This window comes from Mycobacterium sp. 050272 (genome assembly GCF_039023525.1).
In the GTDB taxonomy this organism is placed as follows: domain Bacteria; phylum Actinomycetota; class Actinomycetes; order Mycobacteriales; family Mycobacteriaceae; genus Mycobacterium.
In genome coordinates this window covers 1-15,733 of record NZ_JBCHKV010000014.1, presented here as the reverse complement: position 1 = coordinate 15,733, position 15,733 = coordinate 1, and the positions used below count along the sequence as shown (strand labels likewise).

The 15,733-nt window shown below is 66.5% G+C and carries 11 protein-coding genes; 3 read left to right on the top strand and 8 right to left on the bottom strand.

What is annotated here, in order from left to right; all coding sequences use genetic code 11:
- Positions 1 to 8: 8 nt before the first annotated feature.
- The 3 genes from AAHS21_RS22755 to fabG are packed head-to-tail and all read right to left on the bottom strand — an operon-like array spanning position 9 to position 3,162.
- The gene (locus tag AAHS21_RS22755; RefSeq protein WP_342929816.1) at positions 9 to 1,208 is read right to left on the bottom strand and encodes a CoA transferase; all 1,200 of its coding nucleotides are present in this window, start codon (positions 1,206 to 1,208) and stop codon (positions 9 to 11) included.
- Positions 1,209 to 1,210: 2 nt separating this feature from the next.
- Entirely contained in the window at positions 1,211 to 2,425 is a 1,215-nt protein-coding gene (locus tag AAHS21_RS22750; protein WP_342929815.1) for an acetyl-CoA C-acetyltransferase, read from the bottom strand.
- Complete coding sequence (gene fabG, locus AAHS21_RS22745; protein WP_090609488.1) at positions 2,422 to 3,162, bottom strand: 3-oxoacyl-ACP reductase FabG; 741 nt, start codon at positions 3,160 to 3,162, stop codon at positions 2,422 to 2,424. The genes AAHS21_RS22750 and fabG overlap by 4 nt, the downstream gene beginning before the upstream one ends.
- A 118-nt stretch (positions 3,163 to 3,280) precedes the next feature.
- On the opposite strand from fabG, the gene AAHS21_RS22740 reads away from it, so the two are divergent.
- From AAHS21_RS22740 to AAHS21_RS22730, 3 genes are all read left to right on the top strand, one after another.
- Positions 3,281 to 4,471: an acyl-CoA dehydrogenase family protein gene (locus AAHS21_RS22740; protein WP_342929814.1), complete on the top strand. Its 1,191-nt coding sequence runs from the start codon at positions 3,281 to 3,283 to the stop codon at positions 4,469 to 4,471.
- Positions 4,471 to 5,292 (top strand): mycofactocin-coupled SDR family oxidoreductase, encoded by an 822-nt coding sequence (locus AAHS21_RS22735; protein ID WP_342929813.1) that lies wholly within the window; start codon positions 4,471 to 4,473, stop codon positions 5,290 to 5,292. Before AAHS21_RS22740 ends, AAHS21_RS22735 begins: the two co-directional genes overlap by 1 nt.
- A 269-nt stretch (positions 5,293 to 5,561) precedes the next feature.
- Complete coding sequence (locus AAHS21_RS22730; RefSeq protein WP_342929812.1) at positions 5,562 to 7,412, top strand: fatty acyl-AMP ligase; 1,851 nt, start codon at positions 5,562 to 5,564, stop codon at positions 7,410 to 7,412.
- Between the two features lie 6 nt (positions 7,413 to 7,418).
- Here the strand turns inward: AAHS21_RS22730 and AAHS21_RS22725 are convergent, their stop codons facing one another.
- The 5 genes from AAHS21_RS22725 to AAHS21_RS22705 all read right to left on the bottom strand — a co-directional run bounded on the left by AAHS21_RS22725 (position 7,419) and on the right by AAHS21_RS22705 (position 15,419).
- Positions 7,419 to 8,495: a phosphotransferase gene (locus AAHS21_RS22725; protein WP_342929811.1), complete on the bottom strand. Its 1,077-nt coding sequence runs from the start codon at positions 8,493 to 8,495 to the stop codon at positions 7,419 to 7,421.
- A 92-nt stretch (positions 8,496 to 8,587) separates the two neighbouring features.
- On the bottom strand, positions 8,588 to 10,327 hold the full coding sequence (locus tag AAHS21_RS22720; RefSeq protein WP_342929810.1) for an ABC transporter ATP-binding protein: 1,740 nt from the start codon (positions 10,325 to 10,327) through the stop codon (positions 8,588 to 8,590).
- Positions 10,324 to 12,939 carry an ABC transporter ATP-binding protein/permease gene (locus AAHS21_RS22715; RefSeq protein WP_342929809.1) on the bottom strand — a complete coding sequence of 872 codons (2,616 nt, stop codon included), beginning with the start codon at positions 12,937 to 12,939 and terminating at the stop codon, positions 10,324 to 10,326. Before AAHS21_RS22715 ends, AAHS21_RS22720 begins: the two co-directional genes overlap by 4 nt.
- A gap of 108 nt (positions 12,940 to 13,047) precedes the next feature.
- Positions 13,048 to 14,280 (bottom strand): fatty acid desaturase, encoded by a 1,233-nt coding sequence (locus AAHS21_RS22710; RefSeq protein ID WP_342929808.1) that lies wholly within the window; start codon positions 14,278 to 14,280, stop codon positions 13,048 to 13,050.
- An 11-nt stretch (positions 14,281 to 14,291) separates the two neighbouring features.
- Positions 14,292 to 15,419, bottom strand: a complete 1,128-nt coding sequence (locus AAHS21_RS22705) for a ferredoxin reductase (protein WP_342929807.1) — start codon at positions 15,417 to 15,419, stop codon at positions 14,292 to 14,294.
- Between the last annotated feature and the right edge of the window lie 314 nt (positions 15,420 to 15,733).

The following is a 15,733-nucleotide window of genomic DNA, read 5'->3' as shown; positions in this document are numbered from 1 at the left end:
CTTCCGGCTCAGCAGGCGATGGTGTTCGCGCTCGCGAGGCGCTCGATGTCGGCGGTGGTCAACCCCAGACCCCGCAGGACCTCGGCGGTGTCTTGCCCCAGGGCGGGCGCGGGCGCGGGACCGGGATGCGCACCGTCGAAAGCGGCTGGCAGGCCCGGTGCCAGATAGTCGCCCACGCCAGGTTGCCGCAGACGCGAAAACAACGGATTAGCAGTTACTTTCGGTCCAGCCGCAACCTCGGCGAAGGTGCGGTAGCGCTCGAACAACACCGTGGTGTCCGATAGCGCGGCGGTGATTTCTTCACCGGTATGGTCGGCGAACCAGGTGGCGAATAGACCGGACAGCACGTCCCGGTATCGGTAGCGATCACCCTCGGACCCAAAATCCACCCCCAGCGCCTCAGCGAGCGCCGACACCGCAGCACCCGTGCGCGTCACCTTGAGCAGGTCGCGAAAGTGCCTGCTGGTCAACAGGACAACCATGAAACGGACCCCGTCGCGGCTGATGAAGTCCTGCCCGTACTGACCGTAGATGGCATTGCCCAACCGCGCGCGCTGCGTCCCGTTGACTTGAGGTTCGGTCAACAATCCAAGATTCGCGGCGGTGGCCAGGGCGACATCCTCCAACGCCAGGCTGATCCGCGCCCCGGCCCCGGACTGCTCGCGACGCCGGACCGCGGTGACCACCGTCAGCGCCGCGTACAGTCCGCAGCACACATCCCAGGCCGGCAACACGTGATTGATCGGACCGGCCGCATCGGCCGGTCCCGTGACAAGCGGGTAGCCGATACCTGCGTTCACGGTGTAATCCACTCCGGTGGAGCCGTCACCGCGCCCGAGTAACTGGACATGAACCACGTCGGATCGCTTGGCTGCCAGCACATCATGGCTCAGCCAGGACAGGCCGGCGGCATTGGTCACCACGATCCCGTCGCCCTCGGTGATCAGCCGCGCAACCAGCTCCTGACCCTCGGGCGAACGCATATCGATGGTGGCCGAACGCTTTCCCTTGTTCAGGCCGGTCCAATAGATCGAGGTGCCGTCCGCCGACAGTGGCCAGCGCCCGACGTCGGAGGCGCCGCCGATCGGGTCGACGCGGATCACCTCTGCGCCAAGCTGACTCAGCGTCATACCACACAGTGGCGCGGCGACGAAACTGGACACCTCGACCACGGTGAGACCGGCCAGCGGCAACCCGGGATTGCTCATCGTCAGCCGACCCGTTCGAAGACCGCGGCCAGCCCCTGCCCGCCGCCGATGCACATGGTCTCCAGCCCGTAGCGTGCCTGGCGACGGTTGAGCTCACGCGCCAGGCTGGCGAGCATGCGCCCGCCGGTCGCGCCGACCGGATGGCCCAGCGAGATTCCCGAGCCGTGCACGTTGGTTCGGTCGAAATCGGCTGTGCCGAACTTCCATTCGCGCGTCACCGCAAGGGCTTGGGCGGCAAAGGCTTCGTTGAGTTCGATGAGATCGATGTCGGACAGTTGCAAGCCGGCCTTGGCCAGCGCGGCCTCGGTAGCGGGCACCGGGCCGATTCCCATGATGTTGGGCGCCACCCCCGCCAGGCCCCACGACACCATGCGGACCAGGGGTGTCAGGCCATACTCGTCTGCCTTCTCCCGCGTGGTCACCACACACATCGATGCGGCGTCGTTCTGCCCGCTGGCGTTGCCGGCGGTGACCGTCGCCTCCGGATCATCTTGACGCAGAACCGGTTTGAGCTTGCTCAGCGACTCGACCGAGGTGTCGGCACGGGGATGCTCGTCGGTGTCGATGACTTCCTCGCCGCCACGGGTGGTGACCACGACCGGGATGATCTCGTCGACCAGCACGCCGTCCTGCTGCGCGGCGACGGCGCGCTGATGCGACCGCACCGCAAGTTCGTCCTGCTCCTGTCGTGAAATGCCGTACTCGCGGCGCAGGTTCTCCGCGGTCTCGAGCATCCCGCCCGCGACCGGGTAGTGACGGCCGCCGGCCGTCGTGCGCCCGCGTGCCAGCCCGTCGTGCACCTGGACGCCGTTGCGTGCACCACCCCAACGCATGTCGGTGGAATAGAAGGCGACATTGCTCATGCTTTCGCATCCCCCGGCGACGACGAGGTCGTTGTCGCCGGCGCCCACCTGCAGGCAGGCCTGGATGACCGCTTGCAGGCCCGAGCCGCAGCGGCGGTCCACCTGCATGCCGGGCACCGTCACCGGCAGGCCGGCATCCAACGCCACCACGCGCCCGATCGCGGGCGCATCACTGTTGGGATAGCAGTGGCCGAGAATCACGTCCTGTACGGCATCGGGAGCCAGACCGGTGCGCTCCAGCATCCCTTTCAGGGCGGTTACCCCGAGATCGACGGCGCTGAGCGAGGCGAACATTCCGCCGTAGCGGCCGATCGGCGTGCGGACGGGCTCGCAGATGACGACCTCGGCACTCATAGGTGGCGGCCGCCGGTGATTTCCATAACGGTGCCGGTCATGTACGACGACAGGTCGGATGCCAGGAACAGCGCCACGCTGGCCACCTCACTGGGCTCGCCGGCGCGGCCCATCGGCACCTCGGCGACCTTCGAATCCCAAATGCGTTGCGGCATAGCCTCTGTCATGGCAGAACGGATCAACCCCGGAGCGATGGCGTTCACCCGCACACCCAGGTAAGCCAGCTCCTTGGCGGCCGCCTTGGTCATGCCGACGATGCCGGCCTTGGCCGCCGAGTAGTTGGTCTGGCCGACCATGCCGACCTTCCCGGACACCGAGGACATGTTGATGATCGCGCCCCGCTTGTTCTCCCGCATGATCGCCGCGGCGAGCCGGGTCCCGTTCCAGGTCCCCTTCAGGTGCACGTTGATGACCTGATCGAACTGCTCCTCGGTCATCTTGCGCATGGTGGCGTCGCGGGTGATACCGGCGTTGTTGACCATGATGTCCAGGCCGCCGAAATGTTGCACCGCGGTCTGGATCAGCGCCTCGACGTCGGACGATTGCGTGACGTCGCAGCGCACCGCGACGGCGACGTCGTCACCGCCCAGCTGTTTGGCCACGACTTGGGTTTCCTCGAGGTTGACGTCGCCGAGCACCACGCGTGCGCCCTCTGCCACGAACCGCTCCGCGATGGCCAGACCCAGTCCCTGCGCTCCGCCTGTGATTACCGCCGTCTGACCTGTCAACAACGACATCTGGGTTCACATCCTTCACTGTTTCGCCACCACCGGGCAGTTCCAGGCAAATATCATATTTGATATAAGATCCTGCCCTGGAACGGGGTATCCCGGCTCGGGAGAGGAGTGTCTGATCATGGCCACCGCCGAATCCGTGGCAGTCAGCGACGATGACTTCCGCGAGATCCTCGCTCAGACAAGGCAATTCGTGCGCACTGCGGTCGTCCCCCGGGAACAGGAGATCCTCGACGAGGATCGCGTCCCCGACGACCTGCGCGACGAAGCCAAGAAGATGGGTTTGTTCGGCTACGCGATTCCCCAGGAATGGGGTGGCCTTGGCCTGAACCTGATGCAAGACGTCGAGCTCGCGATGGAGCTGGGCTACACCTCGCTGGCCCTTCGTTCGATGTTCGGCACCAACAACGGCATTGCCGGGCAAGTTCTGGTCGGATTCGGCACCGAAGAACAGAAATCCCGCTGGCTGGAACCGATAGCCTCCGGCGACGTGGTCGCATCGTTCGCACTGACCGAACCCGGCGCCGGATCCAACCCGGCCGGCTTGCGCACCAAAGCCGGCCGAGTCGATGACGATTGGGTGATCTCCGGTCAGAAGCGCTTCATTACCAACGCGCCCGTCGCCGACCTATTCGTGGTGTTCGCACGCACCCGCCCGGCCGACGACCAGGGCCCGGGGATCGCGGTGTTCCTGGTTCCCGCCGATACCGCGGGCGTCGAGGTGGGCGTCAAGGACGCCAAGATGGGCCAGGAAGGCGCGTGGACGGCGGACGTCAACTTCACCGATGTTCGCGTCGGCTCGGATGCGCTTGTCGGTGGCAGCGAAGACGTCGGTTATCGGGCCGCGATGACTTCGCTGGCACGGGGGCGAGTCCACATCGCCGCGCTGGCGGTCGGCGCCGCAACGCGCGCGCTCGACGAGTCCGTCGCGTACGCGGCCAGTGCGACGCAGGGCGGTGAGCCGATCGGCAGCTTCCAGTTGGTCCAGGCGATGCTCGCCGACCAGCAGACCGAGGTAATGGCCGGACGGGCGTTGGTCCGCGAGGCCGCGCGGCTGTGGGTGACTGATGAGGACCGCCGGGTGGCGCCGTCGTCGGCGAAGCTATTCTGCACCGAAATGGCCGGGCGGGTAGCCGATCTCGCGGTGCAGATTCACGGTGGCAGTGGTTACATGCGTGGGGTTGCCGTCGAACGCATTTACCGCGACGTGCGCCTGCTGCGGCTGTACGAGGGCACCAGTGAGATTCAGCGTCTGATCATCGGTTCGAACCTGGTCCGGGCGGCCGGGCGAGCCACGACGAAGGAGCGTTAATGGCAGGCAAGCTCGAGGGGCGTGTCGCTTTCATCACCGGAGCCGCGCGCGGCCAGGGCCGCGCCCACGCCGTGCGCATGGCCGCCGAAGGCGCCGACATCATCGCCGTCGACATCGCCGGCAAGCTGCCGTCCTGCGTGCCCTACGATCCGGCGACGGAAGAAGACCTGGCCGAAACCGTTCGCCTGGTTGAGGAAACCAACCGTCGCATCCTTGCCTCGGTTGTCGACACCCGCGACCTGGAAGCGCTGCGCACGGCCGTCGACGACGGCGTCGCCGCATTCGGACGTCTGGACATCATCGTGGCCAACGCCGGGGTCGCGGCCCCGCAGCCGTGGAACGAGATCACGCCCGAAGACTTTGGCCACGTGCTGGACATCAACGTGACGGGCACCTGGAACACCGTGATGGCCGGCGCGGACAAGATCATCGAAGGCGGGCGCGGCGGCTCGATCATTCTGATCAGCTCGGCGGCCGGGGCGAAGCAGCAGCCGTTCATGGTGCACTACACGGCCAGCAAGCACGCCGTCACCGGGCTGACCCGGGCCTTCGCGGCCGAACTGGGCAAACACTCGATCCGGGTCAACAGCGTCCACCCCGGACCGGTGAACACGCAGATGGGCTCCGGCGACATGGTCGCGGCGGTGGCCAGGGCGATGGAAACCAACCCCCAGCTGGCGCATGTCTTGACGCCGTTTCTGCCCGACTGGGTTGCCGAACCGGAAGAGATCGCCGACGCCGTCTGCTGGCTGGCCAGCGACGAGTCGCGCAAAGTGACCGCGGCCCAGATCCGGGTGGATCAGGGGTCGAGCCAATACTGACGCGTGGGCCAACGCACCCGAGATCTGGCACCGCGCTCGCGATCGGTGCCCAACGCGCGAACATCGGTAGCCGCAACCTCATCCCGAGCTACGAAGTGCCCCAATACCTTTCATCCCGACAACGGCAGACATAGCCGTTTGCCGGCGGCCCGACTGGGCTGCTCATAACGGCGCCGTAATGTGATATACATCACATCGTTATTGAACGACCTGGGCGACACACCCACCCGGTGGAGCAAAAGACTAAGAGCGTTACTTATTCTCTCCACATGGGACGGCCCCATCTGTCGATTAACGCTGCTAAGCCACTAGCAGCTGACATTAATGATTACGTCCTCGCCGACGGCTCCATCGTCCTGCCGGACGGTTTGACGCTCACGTCGTTCTTCGACCAAAACCGCGCGGCATTCGGCGACCGTCCGTCCTACCGATTCATCGACTACGCCAAAGAGCAGGACGGCCGCGTCCTCGAACTGAGCTGGAACGAGCTGTGGACCCAGGTCCGCTCGATCGGCGCCCGCCTCCAGCAGGTTGCCAAGCCCGGCGATCGCGTCGCGATCCTGGCGCCGCAGGGTCTTGAGTATGTGGCCTCGTTCTTCGCCGCCGTCAATGCCGGCAACATCGCGGTTCCGCTGTTCGCTCCCACCCTGGCCGGCCATACCGAGCGGTTGACGGCCGTGCTGGCCGACGCGCGCCCCGCCGTGGTGTTGACGACCACCGCGGCGGCCGAGTCCGTCCGGGAGTCGCTGCGCGCGCACCCAGTGGCCGGGCGCCCGCGACTGATCGCGGTCGACGCGATCCCGGCGTCGCTGGCCTCGATGTTCGTCGAGCCGACGATCGGCACCGACGACATCGCGTATCTGCAGTACACGTCGGGGTCGACCCGCAGCCCGGCCGGCGTGGAGGTCACCCATCGCGCCGTCTGCACCAATGTGCTGCAGATGATCTTGGCCGGCGACCTGCACCGAAACACGCACAGCGTCAGCTGGCTGCCGCTCTACCACGACATGGGCCTGATCATGATCATGTTCCCGGCGTTGTGCGGTGGCGAATACCTGACGCTGCTGGATCCCATGGCCTTCGTGCGCCGGCCGTTCCGGTGGATCAAGGAATTGAGCGCGGAAGCCGCCAACGGCCCGACGTTCGCCGCCGCACCCAATTTCGCCTTCGAATTGGCCGCCGAGCGCGGGCTGCCCCCCGAAGGCGCCAACATCGACCTGCACAACGTGGTCGGCCTGCTCAACGGCTCCGAGCCGGTGACGATCGCCGCCATCGAGAAATTCACCAACGCCTTCGCGCCCTACGGACTGCCCGCGACCGCGGTCAAACCGTCCTATGGGATGGCCGAGGCGACGCTCGGAGTTGCCAGCACTGACCCGCATTCCGGGTACAAGGCGGTTTACCTGGATCGCACCGAACTCGCCGCCGGCCGCGCGGTGATCGTCGAGCCGGACGCCGAGGGTGCGGTTGCTTACGTGTCCTGCGGCCATCCGTTCCGCGATCTGTGGGCCGTGATCGCCAGCCCGGACGGTGGCGAGGTGCCGGACTACGGGGTCGGCGAAATCTGGCTGCACGGCAACAACATCGCCCGCGGCTACTTCGGGCGCGAGGAAGAGTCGCAGCGCACGTTCGGCAACAAGCTGCAGTCCCGCCTCGAGCAGGGCAGCCATGCCGAGGGCGCGCCGGACAACTGCTACTGGCTGGCCACCGGCGATCTCGGCGTATACATCGACGGCGAGATCTACCTCACCGGCCGGATCAAAGACCTCATCATCATCGACGGTCGCAACCACTATCCGCACGACATCGAAACCACGGTCAGTGATTCGTCGCCGGCCATCCGGACCGGCTACGTGGCGGCGTTCTCCGTACCGGCCGAGGTCTCCGACGGTGGCTCGGCCGAGCAACTTGTCATCGTCGCGGAACGCGCCGCGGGTGTCGGGCGCGCGGATCCGGAGGCGATCGCCGCGGCGGTGCGGGCGGCGGTCGCACGCGAGCATCAGGTTCGGGTAGCCCACCTGCGACTCGTTGCCGCCGGCGCGATTCCGCGCACCACCAGCGGCAAACTCGCCCGCAACGCGTGCCGGGCCGAGTATCTCGACGGCCGGTTCAACCGATAACCGGCCTCAGCCGAGCAGTTCCAGCGTCCCCAGATCGCGGACGGCCTGGCAGCCACGACTGAGCATCGCCAGCACCATGTCGTCACCGCGTTCGGTCGAGGTCGCGAAGGCGAAGCCCAGGGCTGAGATCAGCAACGCCTGAGGCATCCCGAGTCGGTAATCGCGCCAACATGTTTCGCGGTCGTAGCCGGTGACGCCGTAACCCAGCAGCGCTTGATGATAGTCGTCGACGAGGTCTTGCTCGACGGTGGATCGAAGCTGCGAATTAAGGCTCGTCGCCGTGAAATACGCGAGATCCCGCGCCGGCAGACCCACACCGAGCGTTTGCCAGTCGACCACGCTCACCCGGGTACGCTGCGGATCGAACAGCAGATTGTCCAGCCGGTAGTCACCGTGCAGCAACGCGAACCGCTCCCGCTCGTACGACAGCCATGGTGTCACCAAACCCATTGTCGTGGTGAAGGTCTCGCGATCTTCAGCACTCATCCGGTCGCCCAGCTTCTCCAGGGTGATGTCGGCACTCACCTTCGCGACTTCGCCGAGGCCCTTGGCCATGTCGTCATCCGGACGGGGAAATGCCAGCCCGGGCAGATCCAGCCAGTAAGGGTCGCACCAGCTTGGCCCGTGCAGCCCGGCCAGCGCCAGCACCGACAACCGCGCCTCGCGCTCGCCGCAGCCGGCGATCTGATCGCCTTGCACCGCGGGTGACTGGTCGGCCAGCAGCAGCGCGTATTCCATGGCGTCGTCGGTGATCTGGCAGTAGTAGCAACTCGGGGTGGGCACCCGCACCCGGTCGGCCACCGACGTGTAGAAGGCGCATTCGCTGCGGTAGCCGATGACGACGCGGTCGCGCACGGTGTCGTCCTGGGCGGGCAGCTTGATCACGAAGGTCTGCGGCAGCTCACCGGGATCGGCGGCGTACTGGGCCGTCACGCGATAGGTCGCCCCGGTCTGGCCGGTGCCGATGGCCACCACGTCGACTCCGGACACGTCGACCGGTGCGTGCCGTTCGCTCAGTGCGGCGGATAGCCATGCGGGTGTCACGTCGCCGGGGTACCGCGGAATCGAGACCACAGCACTCATACGCAACCACGCCTCCAGGACTCGTCCAGCTGACCGACCGCTCAACTGTAAGACATACCGCAAGTGCCATCCGCTGTGGCCTAATCGGCGACTTACTCAGCGACTATGTGCCAGTCGGCAGCCTCGTGCTGCTGGCGCCAGAATTCGCTGAATCGGCCACCGGCAGCCAGCAATTCGTCGATCGACCCGTCCTCGACGACACCCCCGTCGTCCACGAACAGCACGCGGTCGGCGTGGCGGATGCTCGCCAGCCGATGGGCCACGATCACGCGGGTGCGCGCCTGCGGGTCGGCGGTGAGCGCGTCGACCACCGCAACCTCGTTCTCGGTGTCCAGAGCGCTGGTCGCCTCGTCGACCAGCAGCACGGGAGCGGGCTTCAGCAGCGCCCGCGCGATGCTGACCCGTTGCCGCTCGCCACCGGACAGCGCCGAGCCGGCCTCGCCGACGACGGTGTCGGCGCCATCGGGCAATCGGTCGATCAACTCGTCGACCCGGGCCAGCGCGACCGCCCGGCCGAACTGCTCCTCGCCCGCGGTCGGATTGCCGGCCAGGACGTTGTCGCGGATCGTGCCGTGGAACAGGTACGGGTGCTGGAACACGACACTGCTGACGCCGCGGCGTGCCGGCGCGTTCAGCGTGGCGGCGTCGGCGCCGCCGATGACCACACGGCCGCGGGTCGGTTGGTGCAATCCGGCGATCAGCGCCAGGATGGTGCTCTTCCCGGAGCCCGACGGCCCCACGATTGCCGTCGTGGTTCCGGGCTCCAGCGCGAAGCTGACCCCGTCCAGCACCGGCGCACCGGCGCCGTCGTAACCGAAGGCGACGTCGTCGAATTCGATGCGCGGGGCGGATGTGGTGTCCGGCAGGTCGGCGGCGCCCGACGCCACGGCCGGCGCGGTGAGCACGTCGCGGATGCGGTCGAGGGTGGCGCGGGTGCTCTCCAGCGCGGGTGCTAGCTCGCTGACGGTGGTGAACGGCTCCAGGTAGCGGGCGATCACGACGATCAGGGCAACCGCCTCCGCCGCAGTGAGCGTGCCGTCCACGGTCAGCGCCGTGGTGGCGCCGGCCAGCGCGATCAGGGCCAGCTGGCTGGCGACGCTGAACAGCAGCTGGCCGGGGATTTGCATGCCGAGCAGGCGCATTGTCGCGCGGTGTTGCTCGCCCAGCGCGGAACCCACCAGGCTGCGGGCCGGCTCGACCCGCCGCGCGGCCCGCAGCGCCTGCTGGGTCCGCGCGAACTCGATGATCCGTTCGGTGAGTGCGGTATTGGCGTCGCCGGCCGCCGCGTCGGCGCGCCGGGTCAACCGGAGCGAGGCCCACAGCGCGCCAAGCAGCAGCGGCACACCGGCCAGCGCCGCCACACCGAGCTGCCACGAGATTCCCAACAGCGCCAGGCCGATGACCGCGGGCAGCAGAATCGACGTCGTCAGCGGTGTCAGCAGGTTGACCACCAAGCCGACCAGTTCCGGTCCGGTGGCCGCGATCGCCTGGCGGGCCGTCGCGGTGTTGTCGGCGGTGAACCAGTCCAGCCGCACCCCCGGCAACCGGTCGGCCACGTCGTGCTGCGAATGGTCGAGCACCGCGAAACCCAAGTCGAAGCTGGTGCGCGCGGTGATGCTGTCGACGATCCATCCGGTCACGGTCACGACGGTCAGCCAGCCCAGCCACGCCAGCGCACGCTGCGGTGCGTCACTGAACAGTGCGCCCACCAGCGGGACGAGCAGGACCGCGCCGACAGCGCGCACGACGACGGAGATGAGCGCGAGGATGCCGTAGGCGGTCACCTTCGCGCGGCTGCGCGCCGGAACGAGGCTTATCCAGGTGCGAATCATCGCCCGCCCTCCCCCGCCGCGCCGGTCGCGGCCACCGCAGTGCCCCGACCGGTATCCCACAACCGCCGATACCGCCCGTCGGCGGCGAGCAACTCCTCGTGGGTGCCGCGTTCGGCGACCTGTCCGTGATCGAGCACGATGATCTGGTCGGCCCGGGTGATGGTGTGCAGCCGGTGTGCGATCACCAACACGGTCCGATCGCGGGTCAGCCGGTTAAGTGCTTGCTGCACAAGGTATTCCGACTCTGGATCGGCGAACGCGGTGGCCTCGTCGAGGATCAGAACCGGAGTGTCGGCGAGGATCGCGCGGGCGATGGTGAGGCGTTGGCGCTCACCGCCCGAGAGTGCGGCATCCGCGCCCAGCATGGTGTCGTAGCCCTGCGGGAGCCGCAGTATCCGGTCGTGGATCTGCGCCTCGCGGGCGGCGGCCTGGATCTGTTCGCGGGTGGCATCCGGCACGGCCAGCGCGATGTTCTCCGCGACGGTGCCCCTCACCAGTTGTGTTTCCTGCAGCACGAACCCGACCCGCATGTAGAGCTCATCGGCGGTCAGTGACCGGATGTCTTGTCCCCCAACACGTATCACGCCGTGTTCGACATCGTGGAACCGGGCCAGCAGAGCCGCCAGCGTCGACTTGCCAGATCCGGACGGGCCGACGAGCGCGGTCACCGTTCCCGGGCGCAGTTCCAGCGATACGTCTCCGATCACCGGAACCCCCGGGCGATAACTGAAGCCGACCCGGTCGAACACCACGGTGGCCACCGAGTCGCCGCCCGCCGCGCCCGGTTGCTCGGTCACCCCGAGGTCGTGCTCGTCGAGCGCGATTTGCAGGCGCCGCGCGGCGAGCATGCCGGTGCGAATGCCGCCGAGCCCGTAGGCGATGCCGAGCAGCCGGACACCGAAGGTGGTGCCCAGCAACAGAAACGGCAGCAGGTTGACCGGATCCATCCGGTGCGTGACGACGAGCAGGGTGCCGATGACCGAGATCAGCCACAGGAAGGTGGACGGGCGGGTGGCCAGATCCATCGCGGTTTTCTTGCCGGCCAGCGGACGCTGCCAGGCAACCAGGAATCCGACGTACTCGTCGAGCCGTCGCCGGAAACTCGACGCCGCCGCACCACCGAAGACGCGGATCACCGGCTGACCCTCGAGGTAGGCACCGGCCTCGGAGGTCATTCTTTCGGCCCAGCGCGCCGACTGCGCGATCTTCGGACCAGATTGGATCGACAACGCCGAAGCCATCACGAGATAGACCAGCACCGGCCCGAACAAAACCAGCGCCACCCGCCAGTCGACGGCAAACAGATAAACCAGCACCGCCACCGGCGCGACGATCGCATTGACCGCGTCCGGGATCGCGTGCGTGACCAGATAGTGCAGCGACAGGGTGTCGTCGGTGACCAGCTGCTTGATCGCGCCCGATCCACGTGCGGTGAACCAGCCCAGTGGCAGCCGCGACATCTTGCCCAACAACCGCGAGCGCAGCGCACTGGCGAACCGGGCATCGATCACGTGCAGCCAGAGAGTGAGGCCAGCGCCGAGCACGGTGCCCAGCCCCAGCAGCAGGACGGCCGCGATTCCCACATCCCACAATCGCGAGGCGTCGGCGCCGGTCACCAGGAGCCGGGCGAGCTCGACCAGCAACACGAACGGCGCGAGCTGCACGAGTGTGATCACGGCCTGCAGCACACCGGAGAGGATCAGCGCCGCACGCAGCGGCGCGAGCAACCGGCCCGCGGCCTGAGCGCGCCAGTTGCCAAGGTTCGCCGTCACCTTGTCACCGGCGGCCGCCAGTGTCTCGGGCTGTGCCGCAACGCTTTCCGGCGTCGCCTCGTCGGCGGGTGCCGAGGGGGTCTGCGACTCACCGCCTCGGCTGGTGCCCATTTCGCGCCCGGCGCTCCAGTACGCCTGCGCGTGGACCTCAGATTTGGGAAAGCCGAAGGCTTCCTTCAGTCGCTTACGCACGTTCTTCAGCGTGGTGGCCTCGGGTGTCGCCCAGGCATACCAGTTCGACCAGTCGCGGGACTCGATGGCGTCGGCTAGCGATCTCTCGTCCCTGCGAGGTACCCAGTGCACCCGCAGCCGCGGATGGTCGGTGATCGGGATCGCCGTGTCGTGGTCGTCGTGCTGCTCGAGGTACATCTCGATCGGCACCTCGTCGGGAATCGTGCCGATGATGCCGTTCATCCCGGGGATCGATGCCGAGTCGCCGATCAGCAGGTAGCCGGCCGGCTGCTCTTCGAGCGGGTCGAACCGCGACGAGCCCATCAGCGACATCACCGCGATCGTGGTGCCGGGCGCGACGGTGCGGGCCCACGTCGATGCCGGGCCGGCGGGTTCGTGCAATACGACGTCGACCGCGAAGCGGCCCGTCGTGGCATCGGCCTCGGAGATCGTGTAGCCGCGCTGGAACTCGGTGTCCGATCCGGCCGGGTCGGGGAACCAGAACCGCAGCCACGCGGCGGGCTCGGCCTCGACGTCTTCGAACAGGGTCGCCGACTCCATCCGTACCCGCACGAAATGCGGTGCGATGTGCACGGTTTCGAGCACGGTTGCGATGTGATCGCGCGCGCCGAATCCGCGCAATATCGCGCCCTGAAACCCGCGGGCCATCAGCGGTCCTCTCCACCCTGGTCGTGACTCGGCTCAAACTAAGGGTTGCCTTACCATAGCTGAAAGCCACGAGGGTGGTCGAGGCGCGGTCGTAGGAGCAGCCGCGCGTCAGGCGGCGACTCGTGTCCCCTGCAGTTCGCGCAGGGCGGTGCGCAGGCCCCGACGTTTGCCGGTCGCGGGGTCGACGAAGCTGTCCCGCAGCCCCTCGCGAACGCGGAACTTCAATTCGGAATGAGTCTCCGGCGCGTCGTCGGGCGTGCCCTTGAGCAGTTTGTCGGGCAGGGCGAGCTTGAGGATCGTCCAGAACGACTGCCAGTACTGCCGGCCAAGCGATCCGGTGGTGTAGGGCAGGTCGTACTTCTCACACAGCTCGCGCACCCGCACCGAGATCTCGGCATAGCGATTGCTCGGCAGATCCGGGAAGAGGTGGTGCTCGATCTGATAGCACAGGTTGCCGCTGATGAAAGCCATCACCGGACCGGCGTGGAAGTTCGCCGAACCGAGCATCTGGCGCAGGTACCACTGCGCTTGCGTCTCGTTCTCGAACTCTTCCTTAGTGAATTTCTCTGCGCCGTCGGGGAAGTGACCGCAGAAGATCACCATGTAGGACCAGTAGTTGCGAATCAGGTTGGCGACCGCGTTGGCCCGCAGCGTGTGCTTCCAGTTGCGTCCGGCCAATGCGGGGAAGATGACATAGTCCTTGCCGACCTGCTTACCGATCTTCTTGAGGATGATGCGCAAGTCCTTGCGCACCTCTGCCCACGTTTTCTCGTGTCTGCGGACCCGGGAAAGCTCCAGCCCGTGTGCCGCCACACCCCATTCGAACAGAGTGCCCAGCAGCAGGTTGTAGATCGGGTTGCCGATCATCCACCGCGCCCAGGGCTCGTCGCGGGTGACCCGCATGATGCCGTAACCGACATCGTCGTCCATGCCGACGATGTTGGTGTACTTGTGGTGGATGAAGTTGTGCGACTTCTTCCAATGCACACTTGGTGATGTTGTGTCCCATTCCCATTCGGTCGAATGGATTTCCGGATCATTCATCCAGTCCCACTGACCGTGCGTGATGTTGTGGCCGAGTTCCATGTTCTCGATGATCTTGCCGGTACCCAGCATCGCCGTCCCGGCAAACCAGGCGTACCGATTGTGACTGGCCATCAACAAGATTCGAGCACCAACGACCAATGTTCGTTGCAGGTGCACGGCTCGCCGGATATACCGGGCGTCGCGCTCGCCGCGGGACTCCTCGATATCGGCGCGGATCGCGTCGAGTTCGCGCCCGAGCGCCTCTACGTCCTCGTCGCTGAGATGTGCGTACTGCGTTACGTCGGTAATAGCCATCGGATTCCTCCTTAGATCTTGAGCGTGCAGTCGCCGGATGCCGTCGAGATGCACGTCTGGATGCGGTCACCCTCGCCGTGTTCGGTTCCGGACCGGAAGTCGCGCACATGCCCCGCCTCCAGTGGGAGCACACAGGTTTGGCAGATGCCCATCCGGCAGCCGAACGGCATCTGGATGCCGACTTTCTCTCCTGCCTCTAAAAGGGATGTGGCACCATCGATTTCGATTGTCTTATCGGATATCGCGAAGTTGACGGTGCCGCCTTCGCCGCCCTTGTCGGTGGCCGCGATAGTGAAGCGCTCCATATGCAGCTGGTCGCCGCAACCCGCGTCCTTCCAGGCGCGTTCGACGGTGTCGAGGAGAGCGGGAGGCCCGCAGGCCCACGTAGGGCGTTCCTTCCAGTCAGCCACGATCCCGGTCAGGTCGCCGAAATCGAGATGGCCCGCAGTTTCGGTGAGGTGCAAGTGAAGTCGATACCCGGGCTCGCTGCTTTCGAGCTCGCGCAGCTCGTCGTGAAAAATCACGTCGTCCGCCGTCGGCGCCGAGTGAACGTGCGCTATGTCGGCACCGTGCCCCCTGGACTTCAGGGTCCGCAACATGGCCATCACCGGCGTGATCCCGCTGCCGGCCGTGACGAACAGGATCTTCGCCGGTGGCGGGTCGGGCAGTGCGAACTCTCCTTTCGGAGTCGCCAGCCGCACGATGGTGCCCGGTTCCACGCCGTTGACCAAATGAGTGGACAGGAAACCCTCGGGCGTCGCCTTGACGGTGATCGTGATGTTCTTGTTGTCGCGCTGGGGAACTGAGGTCAGCGAGTACGAGCGCCAATGCCACCGTCCGTCGATCCGTAAACCGATGCCGACGTACTGGCCCGGCCGGTACTTTCCGGAGAAGCCCCACCCGGGTTTGATGGTCACGGTCGCCGAATCCGCGGTCTCCGGGTGCACGTCGACGATGAGGCCACGCAGCTCGCGCGCCGACCACAGGGGATTGAGCATCTTGAGGTAGTCGTCCGGCAGCAATGGAGTGGTCGCACGGGCGGCGAGTCCTCGTGGCACGTTGACCCAGGACTTAGCAGCAGTGACGCCCTTAGTGGGCGACTTGCTCCATCGAGTGAGGCTGTGCAGCGTAGAACCCATACGTCGTCCCAACGTCTTTGTCGGATCACCGCGCATCGGCTGAGGCGCGGTTCTGGTCCGACTACCCGCGCTGGAAATTCACTAAACAGTTGTTCGCTGAACGAGGCGGATGCGATCCCCTGGTCGCAGAATCAAGATCAGCCGATTTCGGCACATCCGTGCACGGCAGGGCGACGAGGACGCCAGGGTGCGGGCGGAGGTCTGTGATTCATTGACATCGAGGACGGATGTCTCCCGACATAGAGGACAGCCCAGTGATCGCGAGGTGTCCTCATGTCCAAGGCCCGTTTGGTCGTTGCCGCCGTCGAGATTGA